Annotated in this window: 10 protein-coding genes and 4 pseudogenes; 10 read left to right on the top strand and 4 right to left on the bottom strand. The window is 68.8% G+C overall.

Going from position 1 to position 13014, the window contains the following annotated elements:
• Positions 1-467: 467 nt before the first annotated feature.
• The 3 genes and pseudogenes from AB0915_RS35105 to AB0915_RS35095 form a co-directional block, all read left to right on the top strand.
• Entirely contained in the window at positions 468-1157 is a 690-nt protein-coding gene (locus tag AB0915_RS35105) for an AraC family transcriptional regulator (protein ID WP_366694932.1), read from the top strand.
• A 114-nt stretch (positions 1158-1271) separates the two neighbouring features.
• The gene (locus AB0915_RS35100) at positions 1272-2162 is read left to right on the top strand and encodes a hypothetical protein (protein WP_366694931.1); all 891 of its coding nucleotides are present in this window, start codon (positions 1272-1274) and stop codon (positions 2160-2162) included.
• Between the two features lie 280 nt (positions 2163-2442).
• Positions 2443-2562 (top strand): annotated as a pseudogene (locus AB0915_RS35095) (IS5/IS1182 family transposase); the annotation flags it as partial.
• 33 nt (positions 2563-2595) lie between these two features.
• Here AB0915_RS35095 and AB0915_RS35090 read toward each other — a convergent pair.
• Positions 2596-3282 carry an AraC family transcriptional regulator gene (locus tag AB0915_RS35090; RefSeq protein ID WP_366694930.1) on the bottom strand — a complete coding sequence of 229 codons (687 nt, stop codon included), beginning with the start codon at positions 3280-3282 and terminating at the stop codon, positions 2596-2598.
• Positions 3283-3345: 63 nt separating this feature from the next.
• On the opposite strand from AB0915_RS35090, the gene AB0915_RS35085 reads away from it, so the two are divergent.
• Positions 3346-4149, top strand: a complete 804-nt coding sequence (locus tag AB0915_RS35085; protein WP_366694929.1) for an NAD(P)H-binding protein — start codon at positions 3346-3348, stop codon at positions 4147-4149.
• Positions 4150-4285: 136 nt separating this feature from the next.
• Here AB0915_RS35085 and AB0915_RS35080 read toward each other — a convergent pair whose 3' ends face one another.
• Positions 4286-5128 carry an IS5 family transposase gene (locus AB0915_RS35080; protein ID WP_366694928.1) on the bottom strand — a complete coding sequence of 281 codons (843 nt, stop codon included), beginning with the start codon at positions 5126-5128 and terminating at the stop codon, positions 4286-4288.
• Positions 5129-5280: 152 nt separating this feature from the next.
• Between AB0915_RS35080 and AB0915_RS35075 the strand changes: the two genes are divergently transcribed.
• From AB0915_RS35075 to AB0915_RS35065, 3 genes and pseudogenes are all read left to right on the top strand, one after another.
• Positions 5281-5988, top strand: coding sequence for an ABC transporter ATP-binding protein (locus tag AB0915_RS35075; RefSeq protein WP_366694927.1), 708 nt, complete (start codon positions 5281-5283; stop codon positions 5986-5988).
• Positions 5985-8330 carry an FtsX-like permease family protein gene (locus AB0915_RS35070; RefSeq protein WP_366694926.1) on the top strand — a complete coding sequence of 782 codons (2346 nt, stop codon included), beginning with the start codon at positions 5985-5987 and terminating at the stop codon, positions 8328-8330. The genes AB0915_RS35075 and AB0915_RS35070 overlap by 4 nt, the downstream gene beginning before the upstream one ends.
• Before the next feature lie 155 nt (positions 8331-8485).
• Positions 8486-8914: pseudogene (locus AB0915_RS35065) on the top strand (pyridoxal-phosphate dependent enzyme); the annotation flags it as partial.
• Between the two features lie 42 nt (positions 8915-8956).
• Here AB0915_RS35065 and AB0915_RS35060 read toward each other — a convergent pair.
• Positions 8957-9986 (bottom strand): annotated as a pseudogene (locus AB0915_RS35060) (integrase core domain-containing protein).
• A gap of 157 nt (positions 9987-10143) precedes the next feature.
• On the opposite strand from AB0915_RS35060, the gene AB0915_RS35055 reads away from it, so the two are divergent.
• On the top strand, positions 10144-11043 hold the full coding sequence (locus AB0915_RS35055; protein WP_366694925.1) for a DUF4158 domain-containing protein: 900 nt from the start codon (positions 10144-10146) through the stop codon (positions 11041-11043).
• A 67-nt stretch (positions 11044-11110) separates the two neighbouring features.
• On the opposite strand, the gene AB0915_RS35050 is transcribed toward AB0915_RS35055, so the two are convergent.
• A complete protein-coding gene (locus AB0915_RS35050) occupies positions 11111-12484 on the bottom strand; it encodes a hypothetical protein (protein WP_366694924.1) in 1374 nt (457 codons plus the stop codon).
• A gap of 147 nt (positions 12485-12631) precedes the next feature.
• Here AB0915_RS35050 and AB0915_RS35045 point away from each other — a divergent pair, with 147 nt between their 5' ends.
• Together AB0915_RS35045 and AB0915_RS35040 are read left to right on the top strand one after the other, a co-directional pair.
• Positions 12632-12784, top strand: a complete 153-nt coding sequence (locus AB0915_RS35045) for a hypothetical protein (protein ID WP_366694923.1) — start codon at positions 12632-12634, stop codon at positions 12782-12784.
• 15 nt (positions 12785-12799) lie between these two features.
• Positions 12800-13014 (top strand): annotated as a pseudogene (locus tag AB0915_RS35040) (IS6 family transposase); the annotation flags it as partial.

Raw genomic sequence — 13014 nt, 5'->3', positions numbered from 1 at the left:
CAGATGCACGGACGCGCCGGCTTCGACCTCCTCCGCCACCGCATCCTCCTGCCCTGACGGCTACACGACGTCACCACCGACTACGGGCCAGACCCGTTGATTAGACACTCCCGCCCGAGGCGTACGACCCGAAACTCGACGTCGACTTCACTCCGCTCCGCGACGAGGGCCCGACCGCAGCGGGCTTCGGCCGGGCCGCCTGACCGGCCCACCAGCGCACGCTGAGCGTGTCGGGGGAGTCGAGGTGGCGTCCGAGGCCCTGTTCTCGCATGGCTTGGATACAGCCAGGTGACGTGTACCGCTCCGTGACGTCCTGCGGGCGGTCGCTGTAAGGGCCAGCGGTGCAGCGGATAGCGGTAGCGAGGTCCGGGGCCTGCGAACCCCGGATATTCCAAAGTCGTCCGCACTACAGTCGTCCGCACTACAGTCGGCCGCAGTTGTGTGCGTGGTGCGGAGGTGGACGATACGTGGGGAGCTATACGACACGACGAGGCGTCCGAACCGGCGCGACGATGTGGCGGGCGCTCTCAGATGGTCCCGAGAAGCGCATCGCCCCCGACGGCGTGATGGATCTGATGTGGTTCCAGGACCGTCTCGTCGTGGCAGGCCCCGACACTCGGACGGTAATCGTGCCGACGCATGCCGGCAAGGTGACCTGGGGTCTCCAACTCGCTCCGGGCGTGGCGTACGCACTTCTCGGTGTGCCCGCACACGAACTGACGGAGCGGCGCGTCGAGTTGTCGGAACTCGTCGTACTCCCCAGGCACGACGGCTGGTCGTTCGAGGACAACGCGGCCGACGCGCTCGAACGGGTTTTCATCGCCCTATGGACGCGGGCGGACCCGGAGCTCTCCGTCCTTCGTCTGGCGACCTCTCTCGACCGCGCCGCTCGCGAAGGCCTGAGCGTGCGTGAGACCGCAGAGCTCCACGACCTATCGGAGCGATCATTGCGTCGGCTCAGCAACCGGCTCTTCGGCTACGGCCCCAAGACGCTCATGCGGATTCACCGTTTCCAGCATGCACTCCACTTGGCACGAGCAGGCCTGCCGTTGAGTAGTGCAGCGGCGACAGCCGGCTACGCCGACCAAGCCCACTTCAACCGTGAGAGCAAACGGCTCACCGGCCAGACACCCACCACGCTCACACGCGTCGCTTAGCTGTTTTCAACATGACGCCCTCTCAAATGCTCGCCTTTCTGGCTTCGTGTTCGTTCCCCTCGGCTGGCCGTTTCGTCCAAGCCTGACGTAGCCAACGGATGACAGGGTCCTCGTATGAGCATCAACCTGGGTCGCGCGAGAGCGTTCATGGCCTCGCACGCGCGAGTTCTCGATCAGCGGCGCTTCGAGGCCGTCACCACCGACAGCGACGCGGCTCGTAAGGCCATCATCCACGGACTCGACGCCTACCGAAACCCTGACGGCGGCTACGGATGGGGACTCGAACCGGACCTTCGTGCACCAGAGAGCCAGCCAGGAGGCGCCCAGCACGCGCTCGAGGCACTCGCCGACGCCGGCCCTGCGACCTCGCCGCACACTGCAGCCCTACTCGACTGGCTGGACTCCGTGACTCTGCCCGATGGCGGGCTGCCGTTCGCGCTTCCGATCGGCGACCCCGCGGCGTGCGCCCCGTTCTGGGTACAAGCGGATCCCTCGGAGTCATCGCTGCAAATCACGGCCGCAGTCGCGACGCAGGCGTATCGCACCGCGCGCTGGGATGAAGCCGTACGAGACCATCCATGGCTGGCGATGGCGACGCGGTACTGCTTCGACGCGATCCGTAAGATCGACGAAGTGCCCTTCGCGTACGTGCTCTCCTTCGCGCTCCAGTTCCTCGACATCGCAGCCGACACCCACCCGGAGGCGCGTGACCTCCTCGACCACCTTGGACGGTTCGTCCCAAAGAACGGGGCACTCGCCGTCGTCGGCGGGGCCGAGGGCGAGACGCTTCATCTTCTCGACTACGCGCCCGAGCCCGGGCGACCGATCCGCGGCCTGCTCGACCCCCAGGCTGTGTCGGACGACCTCGACCGCCTGGAACTCGGGCAGCGACAGGACGGCGGGTGGGTGGTCGACTTCACCAGCTATTCGGCCGCCGCATCACTCGAATGGCGTGGCTACACAACGGTCGGCGCCGTCACTGTGCTGCGCATGAACGGACGCTGATCCCGGCTCGCTCTGGGCCACAGACTGCGATTCGGCCCTGCTCTACAGCTGCCGCCTTCGCAGCAACATGGGAAGGTGCGGCCCTGAACAAGGATTACTCCACCGCTTCGGTGCCGCTCAAGGAGAACCGGAGGGAGGGTGGGTTCAGCTACCGCGCCAAGTTCATCAACGCCAACCGCGTGATTAAGCTTCAAGTTAAGAGCTCGCGCAGATAGGCGCGATGGGGCACCTCGGGAGCAGGGCAGGCGCAGGGCTTGGTGATCATGGAGTTGCGACACTCTTGGTCAGGTGGGTCCAATTCGCGGCGCTGCTGTCACAGCGGCCTGTCTACGATCCGGCCCGCCGCTGGGCTGTCACCGCACGCGGATCAGCGACCGGATCATCTTCCGGCAAGCTGCTGTAACTCCTCCTTTCCCTTGCCCGGTCTTGGAACTCAGACAGTGCACGGAGTCGCGGCGGGACGCTGCCCCGCGGTGAACGCGGCCGGCGGGACGCCCATGAAGTGGCGGAACTCGCCCGTCATGTGGGACTGGTCGTAGTAGCCCGCCGTCGCGGCGATGTCCGACCACCGGCCGGCGCCCGCCGCGAGTACGGTGCGAACTCGGTCGATGCGCGCGAAGTGCTTGGGGGACAGGCCAGTGCCGTCGGTGAACAGGGTGTGCAGGCGGCGCTCACTGATGTGCAACCGGGCTGCGGTCGTGGCGACGGTGGCGCTGACCAGTAGGTGTGCCGCCTCTTCGAGCCGCGCCGGGGGCTCCGGGCGGTCGGCCCATGCCTTTTCGAGAGCAGCGATCGGATGGGCGGCGAGCTGATCGACATCCAGGCCCGGTGGTTCTCGGAGCGGAAGGGCCCGGTCGGCGAAATCACGCAGTGGACGGCCGAGCAGGGCTTGGGCACGACCCGGCCGCATGCGAACCCGCACGCACGAGTGGCTGGGCGCACCGACGTGATAGGCAGCCCGGGTGCGGGGGCCCATGACGATCAGTTCACGCGTTTCGATGCGCAGGAGGAGTGTGGTGGCGTGATCGGGCATGTCGATCGTCGCCGAACCGTCCGCCGTGGCGACATCGATCCCGGCCACCCAACGCAGAAGGGCAGGCGGCACGTTGAGAGAGTTCACGCGTTTCACGATAGTGCCGAAACTTCCTATCACGCGGTGTGAGAGCGATGTGATCGTCGGGCCATGATCCTTGTTACCGGTGCTACTGGCACCATCGGTAGTCACGTCGTGCGTCTGCTCACCGAGCGGGGTGTGCCGTTTCGGGCGATGTCCCGCCGCGAGCGGCCCGGCGGGGTGCGGGCCGACTTCGACGACCCGGCGTCGCTGGCGGGCGCGGTGGCCGGCGTCGACACGGTCTTCCTGGTGACCGTGCCACCCGTGCCGACAGCGGACCACGACATCGCCCTGGTGACGGCCGCGCAGGCAGCGGGCGTCCGTAAGATCGTCAAGTTGTCCGCGATCGGCAGCGGCAAGCTGTTCGACGGGGCGACCGTCGGCGCGTGGCATGTCGCCGCGGAGGAGGCGATCGAGGCCAGCGGGCTCGTGTGGACGATGCTCCGTCCGCCGAGCTTCGCGTCGAACTTCTTGCGCTACCGGGCGCTGATCCAGGCTGGAGAGCCGATCCCGAACCTGGTCGGCGACTCCCGGCAGGCCATCGTCGACCCGAGGGACGTGGCCGCGGTCGCCGTTGCCGCCATGACCAGCGATGCGCACGATGGGCAGCGGTATGACCTGACCGGGCCAGAGCTGCTGACGTTCACAGACCAGGCGTCGATCCTGGAGCGCGTGCTGGAACGACCGGTCAAGACCACCGACGCGAGCGAGCTCGCCCAGTTGCCAGCCGGGATGATCACCGGCATCGGCTGGGCGCGCGCTGGCGGCGCGGCCTACGTCACCGACCACGTGCCGCGGGTGCTCGGCCGACCGGCGGGCACGTTCGAGCAGTGGGCACGCAACCACAGGAAGGCATTCGCGGCAATGCCGTAACCCACCGCCGCCGACCGCCGCTAAGCTGCCCGGCAAGAGGCCATCGGAGTTCAAGGGATAGAGCCCGCTCCCCTTTGGTGCTTCGCCGGAGCTGGTACACACGCAACGGTCTTGAACTCGCGCATAGGTGTGGGGGTCATGGTCGCCGGGTGGGGCGGTCGTCCCACCGGTGGGTGGTCCAGGCGCGGCGAATGAGGCTACGCACCGTGATGACGGCATCCGTGAGGTCGAAGAAGGCGTTGATGACGTCGATCCGGCGTTCGTAGCAGCGTGCGAGTCGGTGGAAGGCGTTCTGCCAGGCGTGGGTGCGCTCTACGTGCCAGCGCCCGGTGGCCTGGACGGGAGCTTTCTCGCCCTTGTGCGCGATCCGGCCGCGCAGTCCGCGTTCGTCGAGGGTGGTGGCGGTCTTGCCCGAGTCGTAGCCGGCGTCCAGGTGCACGGTGATGGCGTCGGGCAGCGGGCCCAGGCCGTCCAGAAGGTCCAGGGTCGGGGCGAGCAGCGGCGAGTCGTGGCAGTTCGCTCCGGCAAGGACGCGGCCCAGCGGGATGCCGTAACCGTCTGTCATCCCCGAGCGTTTGAGGCCCTGTTTGCCCCGGTCGACCGGTGAGCGTCCGGCGGCTTCTCCGCCTCCGGGTGCTTTGGTGATCGCCCCGTCGACGGCGATCTGATCCAGAACGAGGCCGACGATGCGGTCGTACGCCTCCAGGGCGATGTGCCGAAGCCGGGCGAAGACGCCGAGCCGGATCCACTCGTCACGGCGGTTGCGGATCGTGGTGGCTGAACAGGTGGTGCCCGCCAGGGCCTCGTAGGAGCAGCCGAAGCGGAGGAGTTGCAGCAGCTTGTCGAAGATGATCCGATCGCTGATCCGTGTGCGGTGGCAGCCCAGCGGGTGGGCCGGATCGTAGACGGGCCGCTGTGGCAGCAGCGCCGCGAATTGGTCCCACAGGGGTTCGGTCAGCCATGACGGCAGGGCAGGCACAGGTCTCCCGGTGATCACAGAGTGTCGCAACTCCATGATCACCAGGCCCTGTGCCTGCCCTGCTCCCGAGGTGCCCCATCGCGCCTATCTGCGCGAGCTCTAATTCCCCTGATCGATGACCGGTTCGTCCTGCGGCCTCTAACGTCTTTTCCATGACCATTGAAGGCAGCTCGGAGCAGGTCGTCGTACAGCTCGACAAAGTGCGCAAGGAATTCGGCGACTCCGTCGCGCTCGACGGTGTGTCGCTGGAGATTCGTGCCGGTGAAGCGGTGGCGGTGATGGGGCCTTCGGGCAGCGGCAAGTCGACGCTGCTCAACATGGTCGCCGGGCTGGACCGCCCGACCTCCGGGCGAGTCGTCGTCCAGGGGGAGGACCTGGGGACGCTCAGTGAGAAGGGCCTGTCGCTGTTCCGGCGTCATCGCATCGGCATGGTCTTCCAGTTCTTCAACCTCCTGGACGACCTGCCGGCGCTGGACAACGTGGCGCTCGCGGGGCAGCTGACCGGGACCCCGGCCCGGCAGGCACGCGAGCGCGCGCTGGCCCTCCTCGAGGAGCTGGGCATCGCCGACCGCAAGGACATCTACCCGGCGGCGCTCAGCGGCGGCGAGCGCCAGCGCGTGGCCGTCGCCCGTGCCCTGATGAACCGTCCGGCCCTGCTGCTCGCCGACGAGCCGACGGGCGCTCTGGACAGCCGGTCCGGCGAGCATGTGATGGATCTGCTGCTCGGCCTGAACCAGCTCGGGCAGACGCTGCTCATGGTGACGCACGACGAACGCCTGGCCGCGCGGTGCGCCAGCCGGGTGATCGAGGTCGCTGACGGCCGGGTGGCCCGCGAGCGGACTCTGGAGCGGAGCGCATGAAGGCTGTATGGCGGGTCGCACGTGCGGCCGTGCGGCGCAGGCGGCTCCAGACCGTCGTCATCGGCGTCGTCATCCTGTTCTCCACCATGTCGATCGTGGTCGCACTGGGGCTGCTGGAGTCGGCCTCGGCGCCGTTCGACCGTGGATTCGCCCAGCAGCGCGGCCCGCACGCCGTCGCGGCCTTCGACCGTGACAAGGTGTCCGACGACCAGTTGAGGCGGGCGGCGCGCCGGCCCGGGGTGGAGGCCGTCACGGGTCCCTTCGAGCAGGCCGTGCTGAACATCCCCGAGGGCGTGTCCCGCATGGTGCGGGGCCCCCAGAGGGTGGTGGGCCGCGCGGACCCGGGCGGAGACGTGGACCGTCTGGACCTGTGGCAGGGGCGTTGGGCGACCGCGCCGGGCGAGATCGTCCTGCGCCAGCTCCCGCCGTCGCAGAGCGCGCTGCCCTTGGGCCCGAAGGAGGAGCCGCTGCCGGTCGGCGAGAAGCTCGAGATCCCCGGCATGCCGACGCTCACCGTCGTCGGGTACGCCTACAGCCTGAGCAAGACGGCCGACGCCTGGGTGTCGCCGGAGCAGATCGCCGGCCTGGGACCGACCACGTCCCAGATGCTGTACCGCTTCTCCTCCGCCGGGAGCGACTCCGCGGTCGAGGCCGGCCTGGCCTCGGTCGTCGAGGGGCTACCGCGGGACTCGTTCCTCGGCTCCAACTCGTATCTCGCCATCAAGCGTGAAGTGGCGTCCGGGCTGGGCGCGTACGTGCCCTTCCTGATGGTCTTCGGCTGCCTGGGGCTCCTGTCCGCGCTCCTGATCGTCGCCAACGTGATCAGCGGCGCGGTCGTGTCGGGGTTCCGGCACATCGGCACCCTCAAGGCCCTGGGCTTCACCCCGCACGAAGTCGTGGCGATCTATCTCGTGATGGTGTCCGTCCCGGCGATCGCCGGCTGCGTGCTGGGCACCGGGCTGGGCAATCTCATGGCGCGGCCCCTGCTCGTCAACGCGTTCAGGGGCATCGGTCTGGGGAACATCGGCGTCAGCCCTCTGGTGAACACGGTCGCGCTGCTGGGGATGCCCGTCGTCGTCGTGCTCGCCGCGCTCGTCCCCGCCCTGCGGGCCCACCGGCTGTCGGCGGCCGAGGCGATCAGCGCCGGCAGCGCGCCGCGCATGGGCCGCGGGCTGAGGGTCCAGCGCCTGCTCGGCGGCACCCGGCTGCCGCGCCCCGTCAGCCTGGGGCTTGGCCTGCCCTTCGCCCGCCCGGGCCGCACGAGCCTGACCATGGCGGCGGCCGTGCTCGGCGTGACCACCGTGACCTTCGCGACGGGACTGGTCAGGACGGTGGAGGAGTACGCGGACACCTCCACCCACAAGGGCGCCGTCCAGGTCACGGTGGACCGGGGCAACCCCGTCAAGGGGGTCGAGTCGAAGCGGGGGGACGCCGCGACGGAGGCGCTGCTGCGCACGCAGCCCGGCACGGCCGAGGTGACCGCCCGGCTGACCCTCGCGCTGTCGCTCGTGGGGTCCACGGAGAGCGTGGAGGGCCAGTTCTTCCGGGGCAAGTCGTCGGCGCTGGGCTTCGAGCGGGAGATCGTGAAGGGACGCTGGCTGGACAGGCCCGGTGAAGTGGTCGTCACGTCGGGATTCCTGAAGGAACGCGGCCTGAGCGTCGGCGACCACCTCACGCTGGAGAAGGACGGTCGGCGGACCCGCGTCACGATCGTCGGCGCGACCATGTCCGGCGAGACCACGAACCTCTACTCCGTATGGCAGACGCTCACCCCGCTCGCACCGGCGTACAAGCCCATCCAGGTCCAGTACCTGGTCAAGCTGGACCCGGGCACGGACGTCGACGGCTACCTCGGCTCGGTGAAGTCCGCCGACCCCGGCCTGTACCCGAAGGACTCCACCGATTCGGACAACTCCTTCGCCCTGGCCATGATCAGCCTGGCGACGACCCTCACCCTGGTGCTGGGGACGGTGGCGGCGCTCGGCGTCTTCAACACCGTCGTGCTCAACACCCGGGAACGGCGCCGTGACCTGGGCATGCTGAAGTCGATCGGCATGACGCCCAGTCAGGTGATCGCCATGATGCTGACGTCCATGGCGGCGCTCGGAGTGGTCGGCGGGCTGATCGGCATTCCCCTGGGGGTCGCCGCCCACCGGCTGATCGTGCCGATGGCGGGCGAGGCGGCCAACATCGCCCTCCCCGCCTTCCTGATGGACGTGTGGCACGCGCGGGAGATCACCCTGCTTGCCTTCGCCGGGACCGTGCTGGCGCTGCTGGGCGCGTTCGTCCCGTCCCGGTCGGCGGCACGCCTGACGATCTCGGAGGCCCTGCGCAACGAGTGACCCGCGGCAGTGAGGCCCTGGAGGCAGGCGGCCTGCCGCCGGGTTGAACGCTCCACCGGACCGAAGCCCCCGTGCGAGGATGACGCGCTATTGCAACTCCCTGGCGTTTTCCGGCCGTTGTCGCCGGACCACTAGAGTGAGGAGCCCCGGTGGGCATGCTCAGCCGCGACGATGTGGACCGGGCCCGGCGGCGACTGGCCGGCCGGGCGTGGCGGACGCCGGTCGTCCGCTGCGAGGAGCTGGACGCGCTGACCGGCGCGCGGCTGTGGCTGAAGGCCGAGAATCTGCAGCGCGGCGGTTCGTTCAAGGTCCGGGGAGCTCTCCTGGCCGTCGAGGAACTGGCCGCCGCGGGCAGCCGCGGAGTGATCGCGCAGAGCACCGGCAATCACGCCATCGCGGTGGCGCTGACCGCCGCGGAGCACAAACTGCCCACGGTGGTGGTGCTGCCGTCCGGCGCGCCGGCGGCCAAGGTACGGCGCGTCCGGGAGGCTGGCGCCGAGGCGGTGCTCGTGGGCACGACGCTCGCCGAGCGGGTGGCCGTGGTCGAGGAGCTCCGCGGGCGGTACGGATACGACGTGGTCGACCCGTACCAGAACCTGTGCCGTTCGGAAACTCGTCGCTGCTGGTCAAGCCGCGTATCTGTACTCGCTGATCACGCCGCCGAGCACTTGGGTGCGCAGGAGCCGGTGAGCACTCGGAGCGGTCATGGGCGCCGGGTGCTCGTGGGCGAGGGGCGGGAGTTGCCCCCGGGCCTGGTGCGGGCGATGACCGTTGTAGTGCCGGGCATAGGAATCAAGGACCTGCCGAGCATGGGTCTCGTTCCATATCAGCAGGTGGTCGAGGACCTCGCGTCTCAGGGTTCCGATGACTCGTTCACAGTGCGCGTTCATCCGACAAGTCCGCGGTGCGGTCCTCACGACCTCGATGTCGTCGGCTGCGAAGACCGCGTCGAAGGAATCGGCGTACTTCGCGTCCCGGTCGCGGAGCAGGAAGCGCAGCGAGTCGAGCCGTGCGCCCAACTCGACGGCGAGGTTTCTCGCCTGCTGCACCGTCCAAGATCTGGTGGGATGGGCGGTCACGCCGGCGATGTGCAGTCGGCGTGTGCCGTGATCGAGGAAGACCAGCGCGTACACGCGGCGCAGGTCGACCAGGTCGATGTGCAGGAAGTCGCAGGCGATGACGCCCTCGGTCTGCGCGGTCAGGAACTCTCGCCACGTCGGGGCCGCTGCGGCGTGGGGCTGGATCGATGCCCGCTGCGGTGAGGATCTCCCAGACCGTCGTCGAGCCAACTGGGTGTCCGAGCCGGACGAGCTCCCCTTGGATCCGTCGGCAGCCCCAGCGCGGATTCTCCTTCGCGAGCCGCAACACCAGAGCCTTCACCGCGCTCGCGGTCGACGGTCTCCCGGGCCTGCTCCGGGGCTTGCTGCAGTCCCACTTCTTGGCGATCAGCCTGCGGTGCCACGCGAGCAGCGTCGTGGGCGTCACCGGGAAGAATCGTGCCCACCGGCGCCGGGGAATCAGCCAGGACAGTGCCGCGAACCACAGCCGATCCGCCGGCTCGTACCGCACCGGGCCCGTGAGCTGCCTGCGCAGCACCGCGTTCTCGTGCCGCAGCACAAGCAGTTCCGCATCCTTGGCCGCATCCCCGCACAGCAGCAGCGCCGGGACTGCAAGCACCTTCCGAGCCACCCGGTACACCAATGAAACGATCCACCCAGACAGGGTTCCAGCAGACCCTGACGGCGCGCCAGACCCGCTCCGAGCAGCAATGATGAGTTTACGAACGGCACAGCATCGGGTGATCCCGGGTTCGGTGCTGTCCGAGTTCCGCACGCGGTTGGTCAAGCACGGGATGGAGGAGAAGGTGCTCGACCTGCTGCTGACCGCGCTCAAGGACCGGGGCCTGGTGAAGGCGGGAGGCAGGCAACGCACTGACTCCACCCGCGTGCTGGCGGCAGTACGCGATCTGAACAGGCTGGAGCTGGCCGGGGAGACGCTGCGGGCCGCGCTGGAGGCGCTGGCCTGCGCGGCCCCGGACTGGCTGACCCAGGCGGTGCCCGTTCGGGAATGGGCCGAACGCTACGGCCCGCGGATTCACTCCTGGCATCCGCCGGCTTCCACGAGCAAGCGCGAGGAGATGGCCCTGGTCTACGGCCGGGACGGGTTCGCGCTGCTGGAGGCGGTGCACGCCCCTGACGCCCCGGCCTGGCTGCGTGAGCTCCCAGCGGTGCAGGTTTTGCGCACGATATGGGTGCAGAACTACCACCGCGCCGTGACCGAGGCCGGGGGCGGAGGTGAAGCGGCGGGAGAGCAAAAACCTCCCATGTTGGTTGTCGTCTGGGTCCTGGGGTGGGTTGTGACCTCGATCGAACGGACCGCGTATCCGCGGTTCAAGCGGCTGATCACCGCGCACGAACTGCATCTGTTCTTCTCCCCGACTCGCGATGAGCTGGAGTGGGCCGCCGATCGTACGGACAGCAATGAGCATCTGCTGGCCTTGCTGCTGACGCTGAAGTCGTATCAGCGCATGGGGTGCTTCCCGAAGGTGGAAAACATTCCGGAGGCGGTGGCGGAGTTCGTGCGGCGGGCGGTGGAGCTGCCGGAGGGCACGCTGGCGGTGTACCGGGCGGCGGAGTTGCACTACGAGTGCGCCCGGGGTGGCACGGGCTTGCCCGCGCCCTACAGGGCGGTGTACTGGGTCAGCGCCCTGTAGGACCTGGCTCTGTCCGGCACCCGCCGCTCGGCGCCGGAAGATCGGCGTGGCGCGGCGGGTGGCCGGGTCAGATCAGCGTGTTGTAGATGTTCCAGCCGGTGCCGATCTGGGTGCGCTTGCCGGTGAGGCCGCGCTTGCCTGGGTAGGAGTACGAACCTTCGTACGCCCAGAGGTTGCCGCTGGCGTCTCGGGCCACCAGCTCCTTGCCCTCGCCCCAGCCCAAGTCGTCGCCGAAGGCGAGGGCACGGTAGGTGCCGAAACCGACGCCGAACTTCTGCGGGGCCTTGAGCGGGGCGGCGACCTCGCCGGTCGGGTTCGCCTCGTAGAGCCACAGCACACCGGCCGCGTCCTTCGCCACGATGCCGTTGGGGAAGGAGGTCAGACTGGTGAACTTGTTCCAGCCGCCCCCGACCTTCACGCGGGTCTTGAAGGGCCTGGCTGGGTCGCCGGTGCCGCGGTAGAACCACAGGACGCCATCGCGGCCCCGGGCCAGCAGGTCGTTAACGCGGTCGGAACGTGAGTCGCCCATGCCGACGATGGCGGTGTACTGGCCCCAGCCGCTGCCAACGAGCGTGCGGGGCTTGAAGGGGGTCCCGGGCTGGCCGGTGCCCCGGTAGAACCAGAGCCGTCCGGCTTTGTCACGGGCGACCAGGTCGTGGCCCACTCCGGTGGAAGCGCTGCCCACGGCGGTTTTGCCGAGGCGGGTGATCGTGTTGTAGATCTCCCAGCCGCCCCCGACCTTGGTGCGCCTGCTGTAGGCGGTGGTGCCGTACTTGCCGTCGGACTCGTACTGCCACAGTGTACCGGCGGTGTCGCGGGCGTAGATGGTCGGGCGGGAGGTCGCACGCCCCTCGACGAAGTTGATCTGTGCGGGTGCCGCGGCCAGGGTGGTCCCGGCGGCGTCCGTCAGGTTGATGGTGCCCCCGAGGCCGTCGGCCAGCACGGCCTTGGTGCTCACCAGGAGTTGCCAGGTGAGCGTCGTGCCCGCGTTCTCCGTGGTGGCGGTGGCCGTGGGCAGGCTGAGGTAGATGATGCCTTCGGTGTACTCGTCGTGGCCGGTGTCGAACCGGCACGACGTGTACGGGCCGCCGTTCAGAGAGCAAGTGGCGTCGAGCGCGGAGGCCACCTGCCGGGGCTCCCAGCCCGCTCCCGGAGTCCGGGTGAATACCAGCTGGGCCTTGACGTCGCCGGTGAAGCCCGCGGGCAGCGTGGCGGTGAAACGGACCTTCGACGCCGGGACGTCGCCGGTGGCGACGTCGGTGGGGCCGCCTTCCTGGACGACGGTCACCGGTGCGGGGTTCTCGGCGCTGGCCTTCGAAACCGGGGTGGTGGCGGTGTACGCGGTGGCTGTGGTCAGCGGAGCCGTGACGCTCGTGAGGACGGCTATGCCGGCGACGAACGCGAGTCGGGTACGGCGGGTGAGGTGGTGCGTGGTGTTCAAGGATCCCCCGGGAGCCTGTAGACGTATACGTGTTCGCATGTACGACACCTTGAGTACTGCGAGGGTTGTACGCAGTGACCGGATTTCACGATGGCCTGAGGCCTGCACAACCTGCCCTCGAAGTCCTGGACCGTCAATCGAAGTTGGATGCTGGCCGCGAACCTCGCGGCCGACCTCGACGCCTGGCTTCGCCTCCTCACCCTCCACGACAAGGACGAGCTCGCCGACGCCGAACCGGAGACCATGCGGTTCCGGGGCGCTGTCACGTTGGCGGATGACATGGTTGGATCTTCGGGTTGATCATGCTGGAGGGGGATCGTCGTGGGGAACCCGGCGCCGTCGTACAAGGGGCATCGCTACCCGGTCGAAGTCATCTCCCACTGCGTGTGGCTGTACTTCCGGTTCCCGCTCAGCTACCGCGAGGTCGAGGAACTAATGCTCCAACGCGGCGTGATCGTCTCCGACGAGACCGTCCGCCGGTGGTGTGCGAAGTTCGGCCAGGCCTACGCCGACGGGCTGCGCCGCCGCCG

Source organism: Streptomyces sp. NPDC048411 (genome assembly GCF_040704695.1).
GTDB lineage: Bacteria > Actinomycetota > Actinomycetes > Streptomycetales > Streptomycetaceae > Streptomyces.
This window is presented reverse-complemented; position numbering and strand designations above follow the sequence as displayed.